Here is a 26,692-nt window from a genome sequence, read left to right as displayed (position 1 = left end):
ATGTGATCAATTAAAAAAGGCTTGGTAAACCAAGCCTTTCCTTTTCCAAATTGGTTCAATTACCAACCCGTGATTTCGCGTAAACCTTTACCGATGTCAGCTAGAGACTTCACAGTCTTAACACCTGCCGCTTCTAGAGCTGCAAACTTGTCTTCCGCAGTACCTTTACCACCAGAAATGATTGCACCTGCGTGACCCATACGCTTACCCGGAGGAGCTGTTACACCTGCAATGTAAGAAACCACTGGCTTAGTGACGTTCTCTTTAATGAACGCAGCAGCTTCTTCTTCTGCAGTACCACCGATTTCACCAATCATTACAATTGCTTCAGTTTCAGGGTCTTCTTGGAACAGCTTCAGAATGTCGATAAAGTTTGAACCTGGGATTGGGTCACCACCGATACCTACACAAGTAGACTGACCAAAACCTTCGTCTGTAGTCTGCTTAACTGCTTCGTAAGTTAGTGTACCGCTGCGAGATACGATACCCACTTTACCTTTCTTGTGGATATGACCAGGCATGATACCAATCTTACACTCATCTGGAGTGATTAGACCCGGACAGTTAGGACCAATCATGCGAACGCCAGTTTCTTCTAGCTTCACCTTCACGTCGATCATATCGGTTGTAGGGATGCCTTCAGTGATGGTCACGATTAGCTCGATACCCGCATCAATCGCTTCTAGGATTGCATCTTTACAGAAAGGTGCTGGTACGTAGATAACTGTTGCTGTTGCGCCAGTTGCTTCTACTGCTTCACGTACTGTATTGAATACAGGAAGGCCTAGATGAGTTTGACCGCCTTTACCCGGAGAAACACCACCAACCATCTGTGTACCGTATGCGATAGCTTGCTCAGAGTGGAAAGTACCTTGACCACCAGTGAAACCCTGACAGATTACTTTGGTGTCTTTATTAATTAGTACAGACATTATTTGCCCTCCGCAGCAGCAACAACTTTCTTAGCTGCGTCAGTTAGCGACTCAGCTGCAATGATATCAACATCAGAATTAGCAAGAACTTCGCGACCTAGGTCTGCATTAGTACCTTCTAGACGAACAACTACTGGTACGCTTACACCTACCTCTTTAACTGCACCGATAATACCTTCAGCGATCATGTCACAGCGCACGATACCACCGAAGATATTTACTAGTACTGCTTTTACATTGTCGTCAGATAGGATGATCTTGAATGCTTCTGCTACACGTTCTTTCGTTGCGCCGCCACCGACATCTAGGAAGTTAGCTGGCTTACCACCGTGTAGATTTACGATATCCATCGTACCCATTGCTAGACCTGCGCCGTTAACCATACAGCCGACGTTACCGTCTAGTGCTACGTAGTTCAGTTCCCATTGAGCTGCGTGTGCTTCACGCTCATCTTCTTGCGAAGGATCATGCATTTCACGTAGCTTAGGCTGACGGTACATTGCGTTAGAGTCGATGTTGATCTTACCATCAAGACATAACAGATTGCCTTCACCAGTAATCACAAGAGGGTTGATCTCTAGTAGAGCTAGATCGTACTGAGAGAACATGTTGCCAAGACCCATGAAGATCTTAACAAATTGTTTGATTTGGTCACCTTCAAGACCTAGCTTGAATGCTAGTTCACGGCCTTGGTAAGCTTGAGGACCTACTAATGGGTCGATAGCCGCTTTGTGAATCAACTCTGGAGTCTCTTCTGCAACTTTCTCGATTTCAACACCACCTTCAGTAGATGCCATGAATACAACTTTACGAGTTGCACGGTCAACAACTGCGCCTAGGTAAAGTTCGTTAGCAATGTTCGATGCTTCTTCAACTAGAATCTTAGTGACAGGCTGACCATTTGCATCTGTTTGGTAAGTTACTAGGTTTTTACCTAGCCACTTTTGTGCAAACTCTTTAACGCCGTCTTTCGTATCGTGTAGCTCAACGCCACCAGCTTTACCACGTCCACCCGCATGGACCTGACATTTCACTACTTTCTTTTGAGTGCTGATACGGCCAGCCGCTTCAAAGGCTTCTTGAGGCGTATCGCATGCGTAGCCTTCCGGCACTGGCAAACCGAATTCTGCAAACAGCTGTTTGGCTTGATATTCATGCAAATTCATTTTGATATTCCGTTTGTTATTCCCTTAAGGGATTTATTATTTCCATAACACCGCTTTTACGATGCGTCTGTAGGGTCTTCTCAAGTAAGCCATATATTCAGAGTGCCTATACGACTCAAATGAAGGCCAGACGCTGAGCAAGTCTAGCCTTAGGTGCAAAAAACGTCGAGCTATCAGAGATAACTCGACGTTTTAGCGATATTAAACGTCTAATAGCAGACGCGCTGGATCTTCCAGTAGCTCCTTAATGGTGACAAGGAATCCTACTGACTCACGACCATCAATCAAACGGTGGTCATAAGAGAGTGCTAGGTACATCATTGGCAAAATTTCTACTTTGCCATCAACTGCCATTGGACGCTCTTGGATTTTGTGCATACCCAAGATTGCCGATTGTGGTGGGTTGATGATTGGCGTCGACATCAATGAGCCAAATACCCCGCCATTTGTGATAGTGAAATTACCACCCATCAGTTCATCAACGGTTAGCTTACCGTCACGGCCTTTAATAGCTAACTCTTTAATGCCTTTTTCGATGTCAGCAAAACCTAGTGTGTCACAGTCTTTTAGAACTGGAGTGACCAGACCACGTGGCGTAGAAACCGCCATACTAATATCGAAGTAGTTGTGATAAACGATGTCATCACCATCGATAGATGCGTTCACTTCTGGGTAACGTTTCAGCGCTTCTGTTACTGCTTTTACGTAGAAAGACATGAAACCAAGACGAGTACCGTGACGCTCTTCGAACTGATCTTTATATTGCTTACGAAGATCCATGATTGGTTTCATATTCACTTCGTTAAACGTTGTTAGCATCGCCGTATTGTTCTTAGCTTCTAGAAGACGGTTTGCCACTGTCTTACGTAGACGCGTCATTGGTACACGTTTTTGGCTGCGGGCTGCTGCTGGCGCTTCAACCACTGCAGAGGCTTCTGCTTTCGGTGCAGCCTTCGCGTTAGCTAGGTGAGAGTCAATGTCTTCTCGAGTAATACGACCACCGACACCTGTACCTTTCACTTGAGATGCTTCCAAGCTATGTTCAGCAAGCAGTCGACGAACGGCAGGGCTAAGTGCATCATTGCTTTCTTCAATAAGCGCAGCTTTATGACGCTTATCTGGAGACGCTTCTGTTTCTTCCGTAGTATCTGTCGTAGGCTCTCCAGCAACAGCACCAGGCTTAAGCTTAGCAATTAATTGTTTAGAAAGTACGGTTGCACCTTCTTCTTCAATAATGGCTTCTAAAACACCGGCTTCAGGAGCTGGCACTTCGAGCACAACTTTATCAGTTTCAATATCAACCAGAACTTCATCACGCTCAACGGCGTCGCCTGGTTGTTTGTGCCATGTTGCAACAGTTGCGTCGGCCACTGATTCAGGTAAATCTGGAACCAGAATTTCAATAGTCATATCTGTTTCTTCCTTTTACTTCTAGTTCTTAATCCGAAGTTTTTGCATTCACGTTTAAAGCGTCTTCAACTAACGCTTTTTGCTGTTTCAAGTGTACTGACATATAACCAACCGCAGGGGACGCTGAAGCAGGTCGTCCTGCATATTTAAGGTCAGCTCCTGTAGGTATCGCAGCACGGAAATTATGTTGACTACAGTACCAAGCACCTTGGTTCTGAGGCTCTTCCTGACACCACACAAAATCGACAACATTTTTGTACTCGGCGATCGAGGCTTGTACTTCCTCAAGTGGGAATGGGTACAGTTGCTCGATACGTACAATAGCAACATCATCTTGCTCATTATTTCGGCGCTGTTCAAGTAGATCGAAGTAGACCTTGCCAGAACAAAAAACAACACGTTTCACTTTTTCTGGAGCAATATTGTCAATTTCACCAATAGCAGGCTGGAACGTACCATTGGCGAGCTCTTCGATCGAAGACGTACACAACGGATGACGAAGCAATGATTTAGGAGACATTACAATCAAAGGACGTCGCATTGGACGAACGACCTGACGACGCAGCATGTGGTAAACCTGAGCAGGTGTTGATGGCACAACAACTTGCATATTTTGCTCAGCACATAACTGTAGGTATCGTTCAAGACGAGCGGATGAGTGCTCTGGCCCCTGACCTTCATAACCATGAGGTAGTAACATCGTTAGACCACATAAACGCGCCCACTTTTGCTCACCTGATGAGATAAATTGGTCAATAACAACTTGGGCACCGTTAGCGAAATCACCAAACTGCGCTTCCCATAACGTTAAACCACTTGGCTCTGCCGTCGCATAGCCGTATTCAAATGCAAGTACAGCTTCCTCAGACAATACCGAGTCAAACACTTGGAATGGCCCTTGTTTGTCATGAATATTCGCTAGTGGAATAAATGTGCTGGCGTCTGTTTGGTTATGCAGAACTGAGTGACGATGGAAGAATGTGCCACGTCCTGAGTCTTGTCCAGAAATTCGAATGCGTTTCCCATCATCAACCAATGTTGCATAGGCAAGCGTTTCAGCCATACCCCAATCGATCTGCTTCTCACCATTCATCATAGATAAACGATCGTTGTACAGCTTATTCACTCGACTTTGAAGCTTATGACTTTCAGGGAACTGACATACCTTATTGCCTAACTCTTTCAAGCGTTCAACATCAACTTGACTGTCCCAATCAATGTTCCAATCGTGTCCAAGATAAGGTGACCAATCAACAGAGTGCAATGCCATCGGACGCCATTCTTTAACAACGACTTCACCATGATCTAATGCATCACGGTATTCATTAACCAACTGGGTTGCCGTTTCAATATCGAACTCACCACGGTCGATCAATACATCTGCATACAGTTTGCGAGGCGTTGGGTGTTTTTTGATTTTCTGGTACATCAAAGGCTGAGTTGCATTTGGCTCATCTGCTTCGTTATGACCATGGCGGCGATAACAAACTAGATCAATCACAACATCACGCTTAAATGTATTGCGATAATCCAGAGCCAGGCGGGCAACAAAAGCAACCGCTTCAGGATCATCAGCATTCACGTGGAATATAGGTGCCTGTACCATTTTAGCGATATCAGTACAGTACATGGTTGAACGCGTATCACGAGGATTAGATGTCGTGAAACCCACTTGGTTATTCACCACGATTCGAACTGTACCACCGACACAGAAACCGCGAGCCTGAGACATATTGAATGTTTCTTGAACTACACCTTGACCCGCAATGGCAGAGTCACCGTGGATAGTGATAGGAAGAACAGCATCACCATTCTTATCATTCAAGCGGTCTTGACGAGCACGTACTGAACCAATAACCACTGGGTTAACAATTTCAAGGTGGGATGGGTTGAAGGCTAGCGCTAAATGTACATCGCCACCTGGCGTTGCAAAATCAGCAGAAAAACCTTGGTGATATTTAACGTCACCCGTTCCCCATGTTTCATCATGCTTACCAGCAAACTCGTCGAACAGGTCTTGAGGCTTTTTACCAAGAACGTTGACCAGCATGTTCAAACGTCCACGGTGAGCCATACCAACTACAACTTCACGCATCCCTTGACCACCGGCATGACGAATAATCTCTTTCGTCATTGGGATCAGGGCATCACCACCTTCTAACGAGAAACGTTTAGCCCCAGGGAATTTAGCCCCTAAATAACGCTCAAGGCCTTCAGCAGCTGTAAGCTCTTCTAAGAATGCACGCTTTTCTTCGTCATTAAATGATGGTTGACCTACCACTGATTCTAAACGCTGTTGAATCCAACGCTTTTGCTCAGTGTTTGTCATGTGCATATACTCAGCACCGATAGAACCGCAGTAAGTTTTCTTCAGTGCATCGTAGAGATCTTTAAGCACCATGGTCTCTTGACCAATAGCAAAAGAACCTACATTAAACGTTTCTTGGAAGTCGTCTTCGGTAAGAGTATGGAAGGAAGGATCAAGATCTTGAACCGCATCTCTTTTCCATAGACCTAGGGGGTCTAGGTTTGCAGCTTGATGCCCACGAAAACGATAAGCATTGATAAGCTGTAGAACTTTTACTTGTTTAGCATCGACATCAGGATCACTAACTTGGACATTGTAATGCTTTGTTTCTTGAGCGAGTCGTCGGAAGTAATCACGGACACGTGAATGTGGCTGTTCCACCACCTCAGAGGCTTGCACAGGCAAACCATCAAATACACGTCTCCACTCCTCACTTACCTGATCGGGGTCACTTAGATACAGTTCGTAGAGTTCTTCTACGTAGGTTGCATTGGCGCCAGCCAAGTGTGAAGACTCGAGCCATGCCTTCATCACGCCGTTGTGCATATTTTCCCTTAACCAGTAGTTTTCACGTTTGCGTCGGTCTACGCCGAGCTATAAAGAGCCGACCCTCTGGATCGGCAATTTGTTTTATTAAATTAAATCGAACGATTAACCAGCATACTCTTAATATGACCAATAGCTTTCGTCGGATTTAGTCCCTTAGGACAAACACTTACACAATTCATGATGCTATGGCAACGAAAAACGCTAAATGCATCGTCTAAATCTGACAAACGTTCATCCGTAGCCGTATCTCGACTATCAATTAGCCATCGGTAAGCAGCTAGCAAGCCCGCAGGCCCAATAAACTTATCAGGATTCCACCAGAATGAAGGACACGATGTGGTGCAGCACGCACACATGATACATTCGTATAAACCATCTAAATGGGCACGCTCATCTGGCGTCTGCAGGTTTTCTCGCGATGGTGGCAATTTGTCATCATCAATTAGGAACGGTTTTACTTTCGCGTAATTATCGTAAAACTGAGTCATATCAACGATGAGGTCACGTACCACAGGTAAACCCGGTAATGGGCGAATGACAATCTTATCACCCTGCAGTGCAGATAGCGGTGTGATACACGCTAGGCCGTTTTTACCATTCATATTTAGGCCGTCAGAACCACATACGCCTTCACGGCAGGAACGACGGAACGAGATGCTCGGATCTTGCTCTTTTAGTAGAATCAGCGCATCCAGAACCATCATGTCTGAGCCTTCTTCCACTTCAAGAATGTAATCCTTCATGTAAGGTTTAGTGTCCACATCCGGATTGTAGCGGTATAAAGAGAAGTTCAATTTCATGGTCATATCCTCCCTTTAGTAAGTACGTACTTTCGGCGGGAAAGCTTCACGATGAACTGGCGTCATGTTTACATCACGCTTAGTCATCGCTTCCGTTTCCGGATTGTAGATAGAGTGGCATAGCCAGTTTTCATCATCACGCTCTGGGAAGTCGAAGCGAGCATGTGCACCACGGCTTTCAGTACGGTAGTTAGCCGCCACTGCTGTTGAGAACGCAGTTTCCATCAAGTTATCTAACTCTAGACATTCAATGCGTTGCGTGTTGAATTCAGAAGACTTATCAGCAAGATGTGCATCCTGTAGACGCTCACGAATCACTTTTAGTTCTTCTAGACCTGTTGCCATTGCATCGCCTTCACGGAATACCGAGAAGCTGTTTTGCATGCAAGATTGCAGATCTTTGCGAATTTGAACTGGGTCTTCACCACCAGTGCTGTTTTCCCAACGCATAGTACGCGCTAGAGATGCTTCAATATCAGATTCTGTCGCAGGGCGAGCTTCAGCTTGTGCAGCCAATGTTTCGCCAAGGTGTAGACCTGTCGCGCGACCAAATACCACAAGGTCAAGCAGTGAGTTACCACCCAGACGGTTTGCACCGTGTACTGATACCGAAGCGATTTCACCACACGCGTATAGACCTTGAACTTCAACGTCATTGCCGTCAGCAGTCTGCTTGATTGCTTGACCTGAAACTTGTGTTGGAACACCGCCCATCATGTAGTGACAGGTTGGGATTACTGGAATTGGCTCTTTCACTGGGTCCACATGCGCGAATGTACGTGAAAGCTCACAGATACCTGGTAAACGAGATTCAAGAACGTCTTTACCTAGATGATCCAGTTTCAGCTTGATGTGCGGACCCCAAGGACCGTCACAACCACGACCTTCACGGATTTCAATCATCATTGAACGCGCTACTACGTCACGACCTGCAAGGTCTTTCGCGTTTGGTGCGTAACGTTCCATGAAGCGCTCACCGTCTTTATTTAGAAGGTAACCACCTTCACCACGACAACCTTCTGTAACAAGAACACCTGCACCAGCGATACCAGTTGGATGGAACTGCCACATTTCCATGTCTTGCATTGGAACGCCAGCACGAAGTGCCATACCAACACCATCACCAGTATTGATGTGTGCGTTCGTTGTTGACGCGTAGATACGACCTGCACCACCTGTTGCTAGAATGGTTGCTTTCGATTTGAAGTAACAAATCTCGCCCGTTTCCATACAGATAGCGGTACAACCCATGATCGCGCCATCTTGGTTTTTCACCAAGTCTAGTGCGTACCATTCAGAGAAAATAGTTGTCTTGTGTTTTACATTTTGTTGGTAAAGCGTATGAAGAAGTGCGTGACCTGTACGGTCTGCCGCAGCTGCTGTACGAGCCGCTTGCTCACCACCAAACTCTTTTGACTGACCACCAAACGGACGTTGGTAAATTGTACCGTTATCAAAGCGAGAGAATGGAAGACCCATTTTCTCGAGTTCGATAACAGACTCAGGACCGTTTTTACACATGTACTCGATTGCATTTTGATCACCAATGTAGTCCGAACCTTTTACAGTGTCGTACATGTGCCATTGCCAATTATCCTGATGCGAATTACCAAGCGCAACGGTGATACCACCCTGCGCAGAAACAGTATGAGAACGAGTTGGAAAAACTTTAGATAGCAAAGCACAAGATAAGCCTTGCTCTGATATTTGTAGTGCAGCGCGCATACCTGCACCACCAGCGCCGATAACCACGGCATCAAATTCACGAACTGGAATAGTCACTTACGCACCCCACAAAATAAACAGACCAGAGAAGAAATAACCCAATAGCACGGCTATCACACTTAATTGAAGTGCACCTCGTAGCTTGGTGCACTTGATGTAATCAGTTAGCACTTGCCACAAGCCAATCCAGGCATGAATTAAAACGGAAGCCAAAGCAAGCATGGTAAATACTTTAGTAAAAGTACCACCAAAGAATTGGGTCCAAGATGCGTAAGAGATATCAGTGAACGCACAGAAGCTCACTAAATAGATAGTGTATAACGTCATAATGATGGCTGTTGCACGGATCAATAGGAAATCATGCACACCATTACGACCAAAAGAGGAAACGTGTTTTACCATACCATAATCCCCGCCAATAACGATAAAACTGCCGTCGCACCAAATGCCACTTTGGCACTCAATGCTCCTGACTCAAGTTCTTCAAAATGACCGAGATCCATTAGCAAGTGGCGAATACCACCCGCAATATGATAGGCCAAAGCAGTTAGTATTCCCCAAAGAATTAGCTTCACAAAAAAACCATCGACAATATCGCTGGCTTCCATGAACCCAACAGGGGATGACAGAGAAATGGACAGCAACCATAACAAAATACCTACCGCTACAAACGTGATTACACCAGATACCCGGTGTAATATTGATGCGATTGCAGTGATAGGAAAGCGAATGGTCTGTAGATCTAGATTTACAGGTCTTGACTTTCTTTCTTTCACGGGCTTGCTCACTCAGCTCCATTGAGCATTTATTGTTATAAACGAAATTTGGCTGCAAACTTACAAAAGTTAACATTTATTTAACAAGAAAACCCTCAAATCGGGCCGGTTAATTGTAAAACACTTGTTAACAAACAAGGAAAGAAACGTCACCTCACATTTGTTTCAAGCCTTGAATTTATAAGGTTTCCCCCAAAATTTACAGCGTCACTATAAGACTAGCAACATTCTAATACAATTGATGTAACATTTTTTGCTACACAGAACAGATTTTTAACTTTATGCGCATAAAAAATCAAAACAAGTGCACACATCAGCGGAGAAAAATTGACTTTGTTAACGAACCAACGTACAAAAATGGCACATAAACATCCTGGACGGATTAAATAATAAACAAAGGAGATTGTTATGGCAGATAAGAAAGCGACCCTTCATATTGAAGGTAAAGCGCCAATCGAACTGCCGATTATGGACGGGACTATTGGCCCGCAAGTAATCGATGTTCGAAAACTGGGAGCAAATGGATTCTTTACTTTTGACCCTGGTTTTCTTGCCACTGCATCTTGTGAATCTCAAATCACCTACATCGATGGCGCTAAGGGCGTGTTACTGCACCGAGGCTTTCCAATCGATCAGTTAGCAAATAACGCTGACTACTTAGAAGTTTGTTACATTCTTCTTTACGGTGAAGCCCCTACTCGTGAGCAATACGAAAAATTTAAAACGACGGTTACCCGCCACACAATGGTCCATGAGCAAATTGCTAGCTTCTTCCACGGATTCCGCCGTGATGCGCACCCAATGGCTGTAATGTGTGGTGTTGTTGGTGCTCTAGCCGCGTTTTACCATGATTCCCTAGATATCCATAACGATACGCACCGTGAAATCGCTGCTTATCGTTTACTATCAAAGATGCCTACCTTGGCTGCGATGTGTTACAAATACTCTATCGGCCAACCATTCATTTATCCACGTAATGACCTAAGTTACGCAGAAAACTTCCTTCACATGATGTTTGCAAACCCTTGTGAGGAATACGAAGTGAATCCTGTGGTTGCACGTGCTATGGATAAGATTTTCACGCTTCACGCAGACCACGAGCAAAATGCTTCCACTTCAACGGTTCGATTAGCTGGATCTTCTGGTGCAAACCCATTTGCATGTATTGCTGCTGGTATTGCGTCTCTGTGGGGTCCTGCACACGGTGGTGCTAATGAAGCGTGTCTGAAGATGCTTGAAGAGATCGGCAGTGTAGATAACATTCCTGAGTACGTAGAGCGAGCGAAAGACAAAGATGACCCATTCCGTCTAATGGGCTTCGGGCACCGTGTTTACAAGAACTACGACCCTCGTGCAACAGTAATGCGGGAAGCTTGTCACGAAGTGCTTAAGGAACTTAATATCCAAGATCCACTTTTAGATGTGGCAATGGAGCTTGAGCGAATTGCACTCTCTGATGAATATTTCGTAGAGAAGAAGCTATACCCGAATGTTGATTTCTACTCGGGAATCATTTTAAAAGCTATTGGTATTCCTGTCTCTATGTTCACAGTGATCTTTGCTATGTCTCGTACAATTGGATGGATCGCTCACTGGAATGAAATGCATAGCGATCCAGGCAACCGAATTGGCCGCCCTCGTCAGCTTTATACGGGTGAAACACAGCGTGAGTTTTCACCACTTCACGAGCGTGAATAAGCAGCTAACAGTATGAAAAAAGGGTTGAGACTCGCGTCTCAACCCTTTTTTATTGCGCAAAGTCCAACTTGCTTATACTGGGTTATCGATATCAATAAACTCAACTTCAAGACCATGCTCTCTTGCTAACCATTCTCCCAGAGCTTTAATACCGTAACGTTCCGTTGCGTGGTGACCAGCTGAAAAATAATGAATATCCAACTCACGAGCGGTGTAAGTCGTACGTTCTGAGATCTCTCCCGAAATAAACGCATCTAATCCATGCTGAGTAGCAAGCTCAATGAAATCCTGACCTCCGCCAGTGCACCAACCGACTGCCTCTATCATTTTATCCGCATTTTCAGGTGCAATATGTAGAGGTTCACGGTTTAATATTAGATTGATTTTGTTAGCAAACTCAGCACCTGTCATCGCTTGCTTTAAACGACCAAACATAGCAACTGATTGAGGGTGGCCTTCAAGCCCGCCTTCCACTTCAATTTCCAATAAACGTGCAAGTTCTGCGTTATTACCAAGTTCTGGGTGAATGTCTAACGGTAAGTGGTACCCGTACAGGTTGATATCATTCTTAATCAAACTACGGATACGCTTTCCTTTCATACCACGAATTGGCTCTGGTTCACCTTTCCAAAAATAGCCATGATGAACAAGCAATGCATCTGCTTCCAACTCGATAGCTTTATCGATCAATGCTTGCGAAGCGGTTACACCCGTAATAATACGTTTGATTTCTGACTTACCCTCAACTTGCATACCATTTGGAGCGTAGTCTTTGATAAGTTGCGGCGACAGTTTCTCGTTGAGGATCTTTTCCAGCTGTAAATTGTTCATTATTACTTCCAATACTTGTGGCTTGACCAAAGTGTATATCGAACCGTAATCAGGATGCCAGTTGTCACATCCCCAACTCGAATAAATTTCGATACAATAAAAAGGCTTTCAGAGTGATAACAAGGATAATGGATGAATTCGCTACAACGTTTCTACCAATGGATTGCAAACACGCCTCCACTATTTAAACTCAAATCTCCTTTTGCCACTGTTGAAGATATTCCCAATCACCCCTTACCAGAAGATGAAAATTATAATGGTAACCCTCGACTTGGTTTTCTATACCAACACCTTTGCACTAAGCTGCTAACTAGCTCGCCTCGATATGAATTGATTGCTGAAGAAATTCAACTCAATGACGCGACTGGACGCACAATTGGTGCTGTCGACTTGATCCTGAAAAATCTGGAAAGCAATCAATACGAACACTGGGAAGTGGCAATTAAGTTCTACTTATTCCATAAAGGCATTTGGTATGGACCGAATGCTCACGATCAGCTACATAAAAAGCTCGATCGCATGCTGACCCACCAACTAAAAATGAGCCAGAGAGATGAATTCCGTCAACAACTGTCTTTGGGGAGCGTGCCGAGCGAACATTTATTGATGCAAGGACGCCTTTACATCAACCCTTTCTCAACGGATCCGTTACCGACAAGCTGCCTGGGTTACGAGTTAGACTCTAACCAAATATCTGGTTATTGGTGCTATCAAAGTCAATGGGATCTAATTACCGAGCCGCTTTACGCCCTTTCGAAACCTCTTTGGGCAATAGGCAATGGCGAGTTCTTGGAACCCATAGATAAGCCATCAAACCGGTTCATTCATGCTCAGACAAAGAGTGGTCAATTTTGGTTTGTTGTACCGGATACTTGGCCGAATTAAAAGCGGAGTACAACGCTCTGTAATCCTAAAAAATGCGCTCTGTTTGGGTTTCCATAAAAAAAGGGCCGACACTCGGTCAGCCCTTTTTAAAACCTTAATCGTTCGAATTACAGACCAGCGGCTGCAAACACTTGATTAACGATTTCTTGTGCTTCTGCTTCGATTTGTTTTAGGTGTTCTTCACCTTTGAAGCTTTCACAGTAAATTTTGTAGATGTCTTCTGTTCCAGATGGACGAGCAGCGAACCAACCATTAGCTGTCGTTACTTTTAGACCACCGATTGCAGCACCGTTACCTGGAGCGTGCGTCAGGCGAGCCGTAATTGCATCGCCGGCCAGTGTTTCAGCCGCAACCATTTCAGCAGACAGCTTCTTCAATACGTCTTTTTGAGGGCCATTCGCTACAGCTTGAATGCGGTTGTACTTAGATTCGCCATGCTTCGCCGCAAGCTCTTCGTAGTACTCTTGTGGGTTCTTGCCTGTAACTGCAGTGATTTCAGCCGCTAGAAGACATAGTAAAATACCATCTTTGTCAGTTGACCAAGGCGTACCATCTTTACGAAGGAAAGATGCACCTGCACTTTCTTCACCACCGAAGCCAAACTTACCAGTGTAAAGGCCATCAACAAACCATTTGAAGCCTACAGGCACTTCGCAAAGCTCACGACCTAGATCCGCAACAACACGGTCAATCAGTGCACTTGATACAAGCGTTTTACCAACAGCAACCTCTTTACCCCACACGTCACGATGACGGTATAGGTAGTCGATACAAACCGCTAAAAAGTGGTTAGGGTTCATTAAACCTTTTGGCGTTACGATACCGTGACGGTCATAATCCGGGTCATTACCAAATGCTAAATCGTATTCGTCTTTCAGAGCCAATAGACCTGCCATTGCGTAAGGAGAAGAACAGTCCATACGTACAACGCCATCTTTGTCTAGAGACATGAATTGGAAAGAAGGATCAATCGCTTCACTCACTAGTGTCAGATCTAGGTTGTATGCCTGGCCAATTTGACGCCAGTAATCGATGCCGCTGCCACCCAATGGGTCAACACCAATCTTCAGATTCGCTTTTTGGATAGCTTCCATGTCGATAACGTTTACTAGGTCATCTATGTATGGCTTCACTAAATCCATTTCAACAAACAACTCTGATGCTTTAGCTTCTGCTAGTGGAAGACGCTTAACACCCTGCAAACCTTCAGCAATTAGCGTATTTGCACGATCTTCGATAGCTTGAGTCAGTTCTGCTTCTGCTGGACCACCGTGAGTTGGGTTGTATTTAATACCGCCGTCTTGAGGTGGGTTGTGTGATGGCGTAATTACAATGCCATCAGCTTTATCATCATGCTTGATGTTATAAGTCAGGATCGCGTGTGAAATACCTGGTGTTGGAGTGTAGCCATTATCTTGTTGAACGATGACCTTTACACCATTTGCAATCAATACTTCAATTACGCTTGAGAATGCAGGCTCAGACAACGCATGCGTATCCTTACCAACAAATAAAGGACCTGTCGTACCTTGCTCTGCACGAACTTCAGCAACCGCTTGAGCAATAGCTAAGATATGATTCTCATTAAATGTTGCTTTATCTGCCGTACCACGATGTCCTGAGGTACCAAACTCTACTTTATGAGCAGGGTTTGAAGGTTCTGGTTGAAGAAGAAAATAATTAGAAACCAAAGCTGGGATGTTATGCAGATCTTGCTGCTGCGCTTTCTGTCCCGCTCTTGGGTGCATAGCCATGTCGACACCTTTCTTAAAATTAAGATTAGAAAAATAAAAAACCTCATAACACTGTTTCTTACCTGTTATGAGGTTTAAATTAGTTCGGCTTAAATGGCATTGATGACCTTTTCGGCGAGGTCAGCAGGCAAACTCATTCGGCCCATCAATTGTTCTACCATCTGTCTTTTTCGACTGGTGTTATTGTTGGTAATAACCCAGAAAGGCGTGTTAGGAATCGACTTCGGCTTGGTCGTATTCCCACTTTCTAGTAACGTCTGCTCATTTTCAGCAAAATAAACGCGCTTACGCCCTTTAACTTGAGTTGCTTCAGCAAAACCGGCTGGATCAATTCGGTATAACGTTGAAAGCACCAACATAAAACGATCAATTGCTTTTTTCAGTCCAGCAAATTCATCTGAAATTAGCATCGAACGCATTTCTTTAACGGCATCAACCGACATTCTTTCCCCAGCATCTTTGCTAACCACAATACCTTGTGGCTCAACATTTTTTACCGGTTCCATAACTTGAACATCACCATCAACGTTCAATAAACGACGCAGAATATCTGAAGCACTCTCTCCGATATGTTGGGTTTGACTTGCGATGTAACGGTATAAATCCTCATCAACCTCAATTGTTTTCATTCGCTTTTCACAATCTCTATGTTTAAACTCATGGGGATTATAGCGAGATCTTTTCTGATACTCTACGATAAACCAGTCACTAATAAGATAAAATGTCGCAGCTTCTCAACTATAAACTTGAAGGTGAGGGTCACACCGTCGTATTGATCCATGGTCTATTTGGCAATCTAGACAATCTAGGGCTTTTGGCGCGTGAATTAAAAAAACGCTTTCAAGTACTTAGCATTGATTTGCGCAATCACGGGCTTTCTTTCCACTCTGACAGTCACACATATCAGCAGCAAGCGGAAGATGTTCTCTCGCTATTGCAACATCTAAACATCCAACAATGTTCTATTATCGGCCACTCTATGGGTGGAAAAGTGGCAATGAAAGTCACTGCCATGGCTCAACACATGGTCGATAAGTTGGTGGTATTAGATATGGCGCCAGTCGCTTATCACGTTGCAAGACATGATAACGTTATTCAAGGGCTAAAAGCAGTTCAACAAGCCCAACCTGCTCACCGAAAAGAGGCGTTAGAGATCTTAGCCCAACACATCGAAATGGAAGGTGTAAGACAGTTCCTCGGTAAATCCTTATATAAGAACCATGATCATTTTAGTTGGCGTTTCAATGTCGACAGTTTACAAAAGAACTATTGGGATATTCTTGATTGGGAGACAGTTCCACCAGTCAAAGTCCCCACCCTCTTTATTAAAGGCGGAGAGTCTGATTACTTGACTGCTGAACATCAGCCGTTGGTAAAAAAACAATTTGTTAATGCAAAGGCGCATGTGATCTCAAATACTGGTCATTGGCTTCACGCAGAAAAACCAGCAGAAGTACTAAGGGCGATCACAAAGTTTTTCACTTAAGCTTCTAAACGAGTTTTGACGAGAATAAGAAGTATCTACACCACATTCATTAACTTTAGATGTTAACAATGGTATAGTGCGCGCAAGTAAATTGGCATAAAGGGATCCCATGCTTTACGACTATATGAATGTCCTCGAGTCTATTGGACTCGACCTGCTTTTTGCTGCTATTTTTTTCCTCATTGGTATGGCAATAAAAGATGTACTTAAAGCGGGGAACGTTCCGCCATTCGGGCGTCGTATTGTGTGGCTTGTCTTATTTCTGGGCTGCGCGGGTTTTATTGCGAAAGGTATAATCCAAATCAGCTGGGAAGGCACCGGATTAGGTTAAGCTATCCCGAAAAGCTAACAAATCACAATGTTAAAGGTAACGAATCTATGGCAAGTGTAGGTATCTTCTTTGGTAGTGACACAGGTAACACTGAAGCTGTTGCAAAGATGATTCAAAAGCAACTAGGTAAACAACTGGTTCACGTTCAAGATATTGCAAAAAGTAGCAAAGAAGACATTGATAACTTTGATCTACTATTATTAGGCATCCCTACTTGGTATTACGGTGAAGCCCAATGTGACTGGGACGACTTTTTCCCAGAACTTGAACAAATCGACTTCTCTACCAAGCTGGTTGCAATTTTTGGTTGCGGTGATCAGGAAGACTACGCGGAATACTTCTGTGATGCGATGGGAACAGTTCGAGATATCGTTGAAGCAAAAGGCGGTACTATCCTAGGCTACACTTCAACCGAAGGCTACGAATTTGAAGCTTCAAAAGGTCTTGTTGAAGGCGACGATAGTCTATTTGTTGGCTTGTGTATCGATGAAGATCGCCAACCAGAGCTAACTGAAGAACGCGTTAACAACTGGTGTAAGCAAATCCACGAAGAGATGTGCTTAGCGGAACTAGAAGACTAATTCCTTCTACCAAGCCAATTTAAAAACCTCCCATTGGGAGGTTTTTTTGTATCTGATTTAATACCTTTATCACTCAAAATTAGTTACTTCTCACTCTCTTCTCGGTATTTTGGTTTTTTGCGTACATAAAGCTTTCGTTGGACTTCAGACACTACCGTACCGTTTTTATCCTTTACGTAAGTGATAAATTCAGGAAAACACTTGTCTCCATTTGCGGTCTTATTCAGCAACTCCTGCAATTGAGCCTCACCCACACAAAAGTCAGCAAAAAGGTCACTCTGACCGGGCTTAATAAAATTGATACTCGCTTCTTTATCCCATACAAAATATTGCTCCCCTAGAATCCCCATCAACATCAGTGAATAGACAGGATCGGTAAGGGAAAAAATGCTGCCACCATACTGAGTTCGGTTTGCATTCTTATTCCACCAGCGCAATTTCAACTTCATTTTAACTTCTCGAAAGTCATCACTGATGGATAATATTTTAATACCTGCTCCCCAAAATGGCGGCCAGCTATTCAGTGCAAACTTTACAATACTCGGCTTATAAATCCTTGAAATGAATCCATCCATCCTTGTATTCTCACTAGATTATCAATAAGAGTTGTTACATAATTGTAACTGGTCAGACGAGATATATCAGTGACATCACACGACTTTACAAAAAAAGTCTAGTAACCCTTTGAAGTTCGTGGTTTATTGTTATCTGATAGTGCCCTATAATGATGGGAATATTGAATTCTGTTAAATAGCTGCAGATCATCAACAGGAAAGTATATGTCAGATAATAACCAAGCGCTTAAGGATGCTGGTCTTAAAGTTACCCTACCTAGACTTAAGATTTTAGAAGTATTGCAGCACCCTGATTGCCAACATATCAGTGCTGAAGAATTGTATAAAAAGCTGATCGATCTCGGCGAAGAAATTGGTCTGGCTACCGTTTACCGTGTTTTGAACCAGTTCGACGATGCAGGAATTGTTACACGCCACCACTTTGAAGGTGGTAAATCCGTATTTGAACTTTCAACACAGCATCACCACGATCACCTTGTATGTTTAGATTGTGGTGAAGTGATCGAATTTTCAGATGACGTTATTGAGCAACGACAAAAAGAAATCGCAGCACAATACAATGTGACACTAACCAACCACAGCTTATACCTTTATGGTAAATGTGGTGACGGTAGCTGCAAAGACGATCCAAACGCGCACAAATCCAAGAAGTAGTCTAATCTCAATATTAGCAATCAAGCGCCAGCCTCAGCTGGCGTTTTTTATACCCAAACAATCAAAGCAAATACAAAAAAGCCAGTCATCAAGACTGGCTTTTTTATTTAGAGCGGTTGACTACTTAGCTTCGATTTTAGCCCAAGTATCTCGCAAGCCTACAGTACGGTTGAACACTAATGCTTCTGGTTTTGAATCTTTAGCATCCGCACAGAAGTAACCCATACGCTCAAACTGGAAACCTTTCTCCGCTTCAGCTTTCGCTAGGCTTGGTTCAACAAAACCGTTTAGCTTAACAAGCGAGTCTGGATTCAGTGTCTCTGCAAAATTATCTGCCGCTGCTGGGTTTGCTACCGTAAATAGACGATCGTACAAACGAATTTCTGCTGGTAAGCCTTTATCCGCTGATACCCAATGGATTACACCTTTTACTTTACGGCCGTCTGCTGGGTTCTTACCTAGCGTTTCGTCATCATAAGTACAGAAGATAGTAGTGATATTACCTTCAGCATCTTTCTCAATACGCTCAGCTTTGATCACATAAGCACCACGTAGACGAACTTCTTTACCAAGCACTAAACGCTTGTACTTCTTGTTCGCTTCTTCACGGAAATCTTCACGCTCAATCCACACTTCACGCGTAAATGGTACTTCACGCTCACCCATTTCAGGCTTGTTCGGGTGGTTAGCAACGGTCAGAGTTTCCACTTTATCAGCATCGAAGTTTTCAATCACAATCTTAACAGGATCAAGAACAGCCATTGCACGCGGTGCGTTTTCGTTTAAGTCATCACGAATACAAGACTCTAGTGAGCCCATTTCAATCATGTTGTCTTGCTTAGTTACACCAATACGCTTACAGAACTCACGAATCGATGCCGGTGTGAAGCCGCGACGACGTAGGCCAGAAATCGTTGGCATACGCGGGTCGTCCCAACCATCAACCAGTTTCTCTGTCACAAGCTGGTTTAGCTTACGCTTAGACATTACCGTGTACTCTAGGTTCAGACGGCTGAACTCGTACTGACGAGGCTGACAATCAATCGTGATGTTGTCTAGCACCCAGTCGTATAGACGACGGTTGTCTTGGAATTCAAGCGTACAGATAGAGTGCGTAATGCCCTCTAACGCATCAGAAATACAGTGCGTGAAATCGTACATTGGGTAAATGCACCATTTGTCGCCCGTTTGGTGATGCTCTGCAAAACGAACACGGTAAAGAACTGGATCGCGCAGTACGATGAAAGAAGACGCAAGGTCAATCTTCGCGCGTAAACACGCTTTACCTTCTTCAAAGCCACCATCACGCATTTTTTCAAATAACGCTAGGTTCTCTTCAGGCGTGCGGTCACGGTACGGGCTTGGCTTACCAGGTTGAGTCAGAGTACCTCGGTACTCGCGGATCTGCTCAGGACTTAGCTCTTCAACGTACGCTAAGCCTTTGTTAATTAATTCCACTGCGTAGCCGTATAGCTTGTCGAAGTAGTTTGATGAATAACATACATCCCCACTCCACTTAAAGCCTAACCAGCTCACATCATTCTTAATTGACTCAACGTATTCAACGTCTTCTTTTTCTGGGTTCGTGTCATCAAAACGTAGATTACACTGGCCCTGGTAGTCCTGAGCAATACCGAAGTTCAAGCAAATTGACTTAGCGTGACCGATATGCAGATAACCGTTAGGCTCTGGCGGAAAACGGGTATGCACGCTTGTGTGTGTACCATCCGCTAAATCTTTATCAATGATTTGGCGAATGAAATTCGATGGACGAGCTTCAGCTTCACTCATCTATAGCACCTCAATTGTTGTAGTATTGTTCAGAGAAATCGTGCGCTTTAAGCCATGTATAGAAGCTCAAAGCATATAACGTCTAATGATCCACAATTCTTACCCATTACACAACTACAACTGAGCGCTAATTCGCAAATAATGGCTGATTTCTCTGTCTGATAACTAAAACAATGGTCAGCTTTTCATCGAATCAATTTATCAAGACAGCAGAAACAAGAAAGCCTCCCAAAGGAGGCTTTCATCATTCACTTATTAACAAGTCGTTATTAAGGAAGTTTTACATCTGATAGGTCTTCGTTAGCACCGATTGCTTTCATTTCACCAGCAACGATTTCAGCTAGAGGACCAAGGATAACTTGAAGGTTGTTCTCACCTAGTTTAACGACACCCTTCGCACCAAGCTTCTTAAGTACAACTTCGTCAGCTACAGAGCGGTCTTTTAGAGTAAGACGTAGACGAGTAATACAAGCGTCGATTGACGTTAGGTTATCGTGACCACCTAGAGCTTTTAGGTATTGACGAGCTAGGTCACCATTTTTAGCTTCACCAGCTGGTGCGCCTTCAGAAGCTTCATCATCATCTTCACGACCTGGTGATTTCAGGTTGAATGCGCGGATAGCGAACGTGAAAGTGAAGAAGTATAGAGCACCAAAACCTAGACCGATTAGTAGTAGAACAACTGGCTTAGTAGCTAGACCCCAGTTCAGTACGAAGTCGATTAGACCAGCAGAGAAACCAAAGCCGTGTAGCGTACCAAACATGTTAGCAACTACTAGAGATAGACCAGTGAATACAGCGTGCATTGCGTATAGAGCTGGAGCTAGGAATACGAACATGAATTCTAGTGGCTCTGTGATACCCGTTAGGAATGAACAGAAACCTACTGAGAATAGTGCACCACCAACTTGGCTACGTTTTTCAGCTGGAGCTGCTAGGTACATTGCTAGAGCTGCACCAGGTAGACCGAACATCATTACAGGGAAGAAACCGTTCATGAATACACCAGCAGATTTGTCGCCGCCGAAGTAACGGTGTAGGTCACCAGATTTAACTGTTTCAGTTACTTCTTTAACAGTTGCTGTGATTTCTGGAGTTACAGAGTTAGCGAATTCGAATGTGTGTGATTGACCAGCAACAAGAGTCTTAGCTAGAGCTGGGTCTACACAAAGCTGTTGTAGAGCAGGAAGCGCCTGACCAGCCGCTTGCGCACCAGTAACTAGAACTTCTTGACACGTACCCATACCGAACCAGAAGTAAGAGTTAAGAACGTGGTGAAGACCTACAGGGATAAGTGCACGGTTAAGAGTACCGTAAACAAACTGACCAATTGCACCTGAAGTAGAAACAGCGTGTGCTAGAGCGTCAAGACCACCTTGGATAGTTGGCCATACAACACCAGAAACCGCACCCGCTACTAGCGCGAATAGACCAGCCATGATTGGTACTAGACGTTTGCCAGAGAAGAATGCCAACCACTCAGGAAGACGTGTAGCATGGAAAGCGTTGTAAGAGTGACCAGCAATGATACCAGCGATGATACCACCGAAGAATGACATGTTAACGTCAGCGTTGATTGTTGTTGCTGTTGCTGTCAGTACGAAGTATGCAACTGCACCAGCTAGGCCAGCAGCACCTTGACCGTCTTTAGAAAGACCAATCGCGATACCTAGACCGAATAGAAGAGGTAGTTGACCAAAGATAGCACCACCAGCTTGCGCCATGAATGGGATATCTAACAGGTCGCCTTGACCTAAACGTAGTAAAAGCGCCGCAACTGGAAGCGTTGCGATAGGTAGCATAAGAGCTTTACCTAACTTTTGCGCATATCCAAGAATATTCACCTTAAGTTCCCCCTATAGGATTTTTGTATTTGGTTGAGCCACTTTTTTTGGTTGCTCAATTTAGTCACGGTCAGTTTATGTCATTAATTTTGCCCCGCAAATTAAAACCTCATCATTTGTGATCATAATCACCAGAAACCCGGCAAGAGTAAGGTTTTTGCTAGCGAGATCATAAAACTTATTTTACAATACAAAAAAATGAATATCTGTGGATTGAATTCAAGGTATTCTCTAACGAAACAAGTTCATTAAAAAAGCCTATATGAAAGGGCTGCAGTGATAGATAGGTATCCATATAAACCACTTTGTCACAACACCGAGACAGAGTTTTGAACTAGATCTGGTATAGAATTTGTGATCGTTTGCTAAAGATATTTTGTGATGAAATTGAAGCGCTCAAATTAAGTTAATTAATGCCGCTAATTTCAACTTGCTATATCAAAGATATTAAGAACTCTACTGAGAAGGATTAGCTAACCATGTATGCGCTAACTAATTGTAAAATCTATACTGGCAGCGATGTCCTCGTTGACCATGCTGTGATCGTTAACAACGACATCATTGAAAATGTTTGCCCAGTATCTGAGCTTCCTACAGGCATTGAAACTCGTGACCTAGACGGCGCAAACCTAAGCCCTGGTTTTATCGACCTACAGCTTAACGGTTGTGGTGGTGTCATGCTAAACGATGAGATCACAGCGGAAACGATGCAAATCATGCACGAAGCTAACCTAAAGTCAGGTTGTACAAGCTTCTTACCAACGCTTATCACCTCTTCTGATGAAGATATGCGCCAAGCGGTTGCTGCTGCACGTGACTACCACGCAAAGTACCAAAACCAATCACTAGGTTTGCACCTTGAAGGTCCATATCTCAACGTCGCTAAAAAAGGCATCCACAGCGTTGATTACATTCGTCCTTCCGATGACAGCATGATCGATTTCATGTGTGAAAACGCAGACCTAATCGCAAAAGTAACCCTAGCTCCAGAACACAACGAACCAGCTCACATTGAACGTCTAAAAGCGGCGGGTATTGTTGTTTCGATTGGCCATACTAATGCGACATATGCAGAAGCTCGTCATGGCTTCGATGCAGGTATTACATTTGCTACTCACCTATTCAATGCTATGACACCGATGGTTGGTCGTGAACCTGGTGTTGTTGGCGCAATTTATGATACTCCAGACGTATACGCAGGTATCATCGCCGACGGGTTCCATGTGGATTACGCAAACATCCGTATTGCTCACAAAATTAAAGGTGAGAAATTAGTATTAGTGACCGATGCCACAGCTCCTGCAGGCGCTAACATGGATTACTTTATTTTTGTAGGTAAGAAAGTATATTACCGTGATGGTAAGTGTGTTGATGAAAATGGCACACTAGGCGGCTCAGCACTGACTATGATTGAAGCAGTACAAAACACAGTCGAGCACGTCGGTATCGCTTTAGACGAAGCACTGCGTATGGCAACGCTATACCCTGCAAAAGCAATCGGAGTTGACAGCAAACTAGGCCGAGTTAAGAAAGGCATGGTTGCCAACCTGACTGTATTTGACCGTGACTTCAACGTCAAAGCGACTGTTGTTAACGGACAATACGAGCAAAAATAAGAATGAATGGCGGACAAATAGGTAACGTAGATTTAGTAAAGCAGCTAAATAGTGCAGCAGTATATCGACTCATCGATCAACAGGGACCTATTTCTAGGATTCAAGTGGCAGATGTCAGTCAGCTTGCACCAGCAAGTGTTACAAAAATTACCCGCCAACTTCTTGAGCGCGGCCTAATCAAAGAGGTCGCGCAACAAGCGTCTACCGGAGGTAGACGCGCTATTTCTCTGACAACAGAGGTTGAACCTTTTCACTCTGTCGCGGTACGATTAGGCCGTGACTACATCCAATTTAGCCTGTACAACTTAGGTGGCAAAGAGCTCGCTTCTGAATATCATGAATTTTTCTATGCCACAGAAGACGAACTTCTAGATGGCTTAACCAGCCACCTCAAATCCTTCATTCAATCTCAGCAATCTGCACTCAATCAACTTATTGCTATTGGTGTTGCATTGCCTGGCCTCGTAAACCCTGAAACAGGGGTAGTCGAATACATGCCAAACATTACCGTGAATAATCTTGCTTTAGCAGACATCATTCGCGATATATTTCACGTGGAATGTTTTGTTGGGAATGATGTTCGTGGTATGGCCCTTGCTGAGCACTATTTTGGCGCTAGCCGTGATAGCCAAGATTCAATATTGGTGAGTGTCCACCGAGGGACTGGCGCTGGTATTATCGTAAATGGGCAAGTATTTTTAGGCTTTAACCGAAACGTCGGTGAAATAGGTCACATCCAGATCGATCCATTAGGCGAGCAATGCCAATGCGGCAACTTTGGTTGTTTAGAAACGGTTGCTGCAAACCCAGCTATTGTAGAACGTTGCAAAAAGCTAATCAGCCAAGGTTACGAATCAAGTTTATCAAGCTTGGAAAGTATTAATATCCATGATGTCTGCGAACATGCTAATCAAGGTGATGAACTGGCTAAACAAAGCTTAGTGCGAGTTGGAAATAAACTAGGTAAAGCCATTGCGATTACCATTAACTTATTTAACCCACAAAAAATTGTGATTGCAGGTGATATTACACGCAGCAAAGAGGTTCTTTTCCCTGCGATTCGTCGTAATGTCGAAAACCAATCACTCACAACATTCCACAGTGGCTTACCTATTGTTGCTTCGGAAATAGACAAACAGCCGACGATGGGAGCCTTCGCGATGATTAAACGTGCGATGCTGAACGGCGTTTTGTTACAAAAATTACTCGAAGACTAAGCCCTTACGCAATTAATTGAGTTAGAATATTAGGCTATGTTGCTCAACATAGCCTTTTTTGTAGGAATGACACTAATAAAATGGAACTAATTCTAATTACAACTGCATTTATTGCAGGATTTATTGCCTTAAAATGCAACCTTCCCCCTTTAGTTGGCTTCTTGCTCGCAGGTTTTTCTCTACACGCAGCAGGATTCGAATCAAACGATACCATTATCACTTTAGCGGATTTAGGGGTCACACTATTACTCTTCACTATCGGCTTAAAGCTTGATATCAAAACATTACTTTCAAAAGAGATTTGGGCTGGAGCAACCGTCCACAATTTACTTTCGACTGGTTTATTTTGTTTGCTTCTAATGCTTTTTAAGTATTTGGGTGTTTCTTCTCTTGCAAACCTTGGTTTGGAGCAATTATTACTACTCGGTTTTGCTCTCTCCTTTTCCAGTACGGTATTCGCGGTTAAATCACTGCAAGAAAAAGGCGAAATGAATGCAACTTATGGCACCATTGCTATCGGCATTCTGGTTATGCAAGATATTTTCGCGGTTGTCTTTCTCACAGCCTCGACTGGCAAACTGCCCGAGTGGTACGCCATCGCCTTATTTGCATTACCCGCTTTGAGACCTGCTTTTTATAAATTGCTTGATTGGGTAGGACATGGTGAAATGCTTGTCCTATTTGGTATTTTCTTTGCATTAGTTGTTGGTGCAGGTCTCTTTAGTCTTGTAGGAATGAAACCCGATCTCGGCGCACTCGTACTTGGCATGTTACTCGCGGGTCATACCAAAGCATCTGAGCTATCGAAATCTTTATTCAACCTAAAAGAGCTCTTTTTAGTCTGCTTCTTTCTCAATATTGGCTTGTCGGAACAGCCAACATTAGAAGGATTTGGTGTCGCGATCTTATTCTTATTACTTCTACCGCTTAAAGGCATCCTTTATTTCCTCGTTCTAAATGGCTTCAAGTTCCGAGTTCGTACTTCTTTATTGGCTTCATTGTGTTTATTCAACTTCAGTGAATTTGGTTTAATCGTCGGTGGATTAGCATTCAAAATGGGTTGGCTTAGCGGCGATACGCTGGTCGCACTCGCTCTTGCCGTATCTATTTCCTTCATCATTGCCGCACCAATTAACCGCAAAGGACATGAGCTTTACTTACGTTCCGGAAAGTGGTTAAAAGAGCATGCTGCCGAAAAACTGAACCTACGCGATCAGCTTATCAATCCTGGTCATGCTCAAATTCTTATTCTAGGGATGGGCCGCATAGGTACCGGAGCTTATGATGAACTGCGAGCTCGCTACGGCAAAATCAGCCTTGGTATTGAAGTCAGAGAAGATGCGGCCCACAAACATATTATGCATGGGCGAAACGTGATCTTAGGCGATGCGACGGACCCTGACTTCTGGGAACGAATTCTCGACACGGCGAACGTAAAGTTAGTTTTATTGGCGATGCCTCACCACCAAGGAAACCAAATTGCACTAGAGCAGTTAAAAGCACGTGATTTCCAAGGACAAATTGCCGCCATCGCAGAGTATCCTGATCAACTTGAATCGTTAACCGACGGTGGAGTAGACGCTGCATTCAATATTTATAGTGAAGCAGGGAGTGGTTTCGCCAGACACGTTTGCGACCAACTTCAACCTAAATTTAGCAAGGTTACCTGATACTTTTCTTTAAAAGCGCAGCTTAAATGCTGCGCTCCTTTCCCCAATCGCACAAAAAAGCAACGATGATTAGAATTTATCTTTCATATCTTG

Annotated in this window: 23 protein-coding genes; 9 read left to right on the top strand and 14 right to left on the bottom strand. The window is 43.9% G+C overall.

What is annotated here, in order from left to right:
* Positions 1-59 precede the first annotated feature (59 nt).
* The 8 genes from sucD to sdhC form a co-directional block, all read right to left on the bottom strand.
* Positions 60-932 carry a succinate--CoA ligase subunit alpha gene (sucD, locus tag ACQEXU_RS05970; RefSeq protein WP_005476019.1) on the bottom strand — a complete coding sequence of 291 codons (873 nt, stop codon included), beginning with the start codon at positions 930-932 and terminating at the stop codon, positions 60-62.
* Entirely contained in the window at positions 932-2,098 is a 1,167-nt protein-coding gene (gene sucC / locus ACQEXU_RS05965; protein ID WP_367987045.1) for an ADP-forming succinate--CoA ligase subunit beta, read from the bottom strand. The genes sucD and sucC overlap by 1 nt, the downstream gene beginning before the upstream one ends.
* Positions 2,099-2,299: 201 nt before the next feature.
* Positions 2,300-3,508: a 2-oxoglutarate dehydrogenase complex dihydrolipoyllysine-residue succinyltransferase gene (gene odhB / locus ACQEXU_RS05960; protein ID WP_427010058.1), complete on the bottom strand. Its 1,209-nt coding sequence runs from the start codon at positions 3,506-3,508 to the stop codon at positions 2,300-2,302.
* Between the two features lie 28 nt (positions 3,509-3,536).
* Positions 3,537-6,362 (bottom strand): 2-oxoglutarate dehydrogenase E1 component, encoded by a 2,826-nt coding sequence (gene sucA, locus ACQEXU_RS05955; RefSeq protein ID WP_427010057.1) that lies wholly within the window; start codon positions 6,360-6,362, stop codon positions 3,537-3,539.
* 92 nt (positions 6,363-6,454) lie between these two features.
* Positions 6,455-7,165: a succinate dehydrogenase iron-sulfur subunit gene (locus ACQEXU_RS05950; RefSeq protein WP_427010056.1), complete on the bottom strand. Its 711-nt coding sequence runs from the start codon at positions 7,163-7,165 to the stop codon at positions 6,455-6,457.
* Between the two features lie 15 nt (positions 7,166-7,180).
* Positions 7,181-8,947, bottom strand: a complete 1,767-nt coding sequence (gene sdhA / locus ACQEXU_RS05945) for a succinate dehydrogenase flavoprotein subunit (protein ID WP_367987049.1) — start codon at positions 8,945-8,947, stop codon at positions 7,181-7,183.
* Positions 8,948-9,292 carry a succinate dehydrogenase, hydrophobic membrane anchor protein gene (gene sdhD / locus ACQEXU_RS05940; RefSeq protein WP_367987050.1) on the bottom strand — a complete coding sequence of 115 codons (345 nt, stop codon included), beginning with the start codon at positions 9,290-9,292 and terminating at the stop codon, positions 8,948-8,950. It abuts the gene before it with no gap.
* The gene (sdhC, locus tag ACQEXU_RS05935; RefSeq protein ID WP_427010055.1) at positions 9,286-9,678 is read right to left on the bottom strand and encodes a succinate dehydrogenase cytochrome b556 subunit; all 393 of its coding nucleotides are present in this window, start codon (positions 9,676-9,678) and stop codon (positions 9,286-9,288) included. Before sdhC ends, sdhD begins: the two co-directional genes overlap by 7 nt.
* 396 nt (positions 9,679-10,074) lie before the next feature.
* Between sdhC and ACQEXU_RS05930 the strand changes: the two genes are divergently transcribed.
* A complete protein-coding gene (locus tag ACQEXU_RS05930) occupies positions 10,075-11,364 on the top strand; it encodes a citrate synthase (RefSeq protein WP_367987052.1) in 1,290 nt (429 codons plus the stop codon).
* Between the two features lie 72 nt (positions 11,365-11,436).
* Here ACQEXU_RS05930 and ACQEXU_RS05925 read toward each other — a convergent pair whose 3' ends face one another.
* Positions 11,437-12,195, bottom strand: a complete 759-nt coding sequence (locus ACQEXU_RS05925; RefSeq protein WP_427010054.1) for a Nif3-like dinuclear metal center hexameric protein — start codon at positions 12,193-12,195, stop codon at positions 11,437-11,439.
* Between the two features lie 132 nt (positions 12,196-12,327).
* Here ACQEXU_RS05925 and ACQEXU_RS05920 point away from each other — a divergent pair, with 132 nt between their 5' ends.
* Positions 12,328-13,080 (top strand): DUF1853 family protein, encoded by a 753-nt coding sequence (locus ACQEXU_RS05920; protein WP_427010053.1) that lies wholly within the window; start codon positions 12,328-12,330, stop codon positions 13,078-13,080.
* 107 nt (positions 13,081-13,187) lie between these two features.
* On the opposite strand, the gene pgm is transcribed toward ACQEXU_RS05920, so the two are convergent.
* Both pgm and seqA read right to left on the bottom strand, forming a co-directional pair.
* Positions 13,188-14,834 carry a phosphoglucomutase (alpha-D-glucose-1,6-bisphosphate-dependent) gene (gene pgm, locus ACQEXU_RS05915; protein WP_427010052.1) on the bottom strand — a complete coding sequence of 549 codons (1,647 nt, stop codon included), beginning with the start codon at positions 14,832-14,834 and terminating at the stop codon, positions 13,188-13,190.
* A gap of 89 nt (positions 14,835-14,923) precedes the next feature.
* Positions 14,924-15,463, bottom strand: coding sequence for a replication initiation negative regulator SeqA (seqA, locus tag ACQEXU_RS05910; RefSeq protein WP_367987056.1), 540 nt, complete (start codon positions 15,461-15,463; stop codon positions 14,924-14,926).
* Positions 15,464-15,555: 92 nt separating this feature from the next.
* On the opposite strand from seqA, the gene ACQEXU_RS05905 reads away from it, so the two are divergent.
* From ACQEXU_RS05905 to fldA, 3 genes are all read left to right on the top strand, one after another.
* Positions 15,556-16,320: an alpha/beta fold hydrolase gene (locus tag ACQEXU_RS05905; RefSeq protein ID WP_367987057.1), complete on the top strand. Its 765-nt coding sequence runs from the start codon at positions 15,556-15,558 to the stop codon at positions 16,318-16,320.
* A gap of 109 nt (positions 16,321-16,429) precedes the next feature.
* On the top strand, positions 16,430-16,651 hold the full coding sequence (locus ACQEXU_RS05900) for a DUF2788 domain-containing protein (protein WP_367987058.1): 222 nt from the start codon (positions 16,430-16,432) through the stop codon (positions 16,649-16,651).
* A gap of 47 nt (positions 16,652-16,698) precedes the next feature.
* The gene (gene fldA / locus ACQEXU_RS05895) at positions 16,699-17,232 is read left to right on the top strand and encodes a flavodoxin FldA (protein WP_038140110.1); all 534 of its coding nucleotides are present in this window, start codon (positions 16,699-16,701) and stop codon (positions 17,230-17,232) included.
* Positions 17,233-17,315: 83 nt separating this feature from the next.
* Here the strand turns inward: fldA and ACQEXU_RS05890 are convergent, their stop codons facing one another.
* Entirely contained in the window at positions 17,316-17,807 is a 492-nt protein-coding gene (locus ACQEXU_RS05890; protein ID WP_367987059.1) for a DUF4442 domain-containing protein, read from the bottom strand.
* A 204-nt stretch (positions 17,808-18,011) separates the two neighbouring features.
* On the opposite strand from ACQEXU_RS05890, the gene fcrX reads away from it, so the two are divergent.
* Positions 18,012-18,461, top strand: a complete 450-nt coding sequence (gene fcrX, locus ACQEXU_RS05885) for a ferric iron uptake transcriptional regulator FcrX (protein ID WP_367987060.1) — start codon at positions 18,012-18,014, stop codon at positions 18,459-18,461.
* A 120-nt stretch (positions 18,462-18,581) separates the two neighbouring features.
* On the opposite strand, the gene glnS is transcribed toward fcrX, so the two are convergent.
* Positions 18,582-20,252, bottom strand: a complete 1,671-nt coding sequence (gene glnS / locus ACQEXU_RS05880) for a glutamine--tRNA ligase (protein WP_367987061.1) — start codon at positions 20,250-20,252, stop codon at positions 18,582-18,584.
* 269 nt (positions 20,253-20,521) lie between these two features.
* A complete protein-coding gene (nagE, locus tag ACQEXU_RS05875) occupies positions 20,522-22,096 on the bottom strand; it encodes an N-acetylglucosamine-specific PTS transporter subunit IIBC (RefSeq protein WP_367987062.1) in 1,575 nt (524 codons plus the stop codon).
* A 479-nt stretch (positions 22,097-22,575) separates the two neighbouring features.
* On the opposite strand from nagE, the gene nagA reads away from it, so the two are divergent.
* The 3 genes from nagA (at position 22,576) to ACQEXU_RS05860 (ending at position 26,599) form a co-directional block, all read left to right on the top strand.
* Positions 22,576-23,712, top strand: coding sequence for an N-acetylglucosamine-6-phosphate deacetylase (gene nagA, locus ACQEXU_RS05870; RefSeq protein ID WP_427010051.1), 1,137 nt, complete (start codon positions 22,576-22,578; stop codon positions 23,710-23,712).
* A 2-nt stretch (positions 23,713-23,714) separates the two neighbouring features.
* Entirely contained in the window at positions 23,715-24,929 is a 1,215-nt protein-coding gene (nagC, locus tag ACQEXU_RS05865; protein ID WP_427010050.1) for a DNA-binding transcriptional regulator NagC, read from the top strand.
* 80 nt (positions 24,930-25,009) lie between these two features.
* Positions 25,010-26,599 (top strand): cation:proton antiporter, encoded by a 1,590-nt coding sequence (locus ACQEXU_RS05860; protein ID WP_427010049.1) that lies wholly within the window; start codon positions 25,010-25,012, stop codon positions 26,597-26,599.
* The last annotated feature ends 93 nt before the right edge of the window (positions 26,600-26,692 follow it).

Source organism: Vibrio sp. TRT 21S02 (assembly GCF_050113675.1).
Taxonomy (GTDB): domain Bacteria; phylum Pseudomonadota; class Gammaproteobacteria; order Enterobacterales; family Vibrionaceae; genus Vibrio.
Note: the sequence above shows the minus strand (reverse complement) of the source record. Positions and strands in the feature narration are given on the sequence as shown.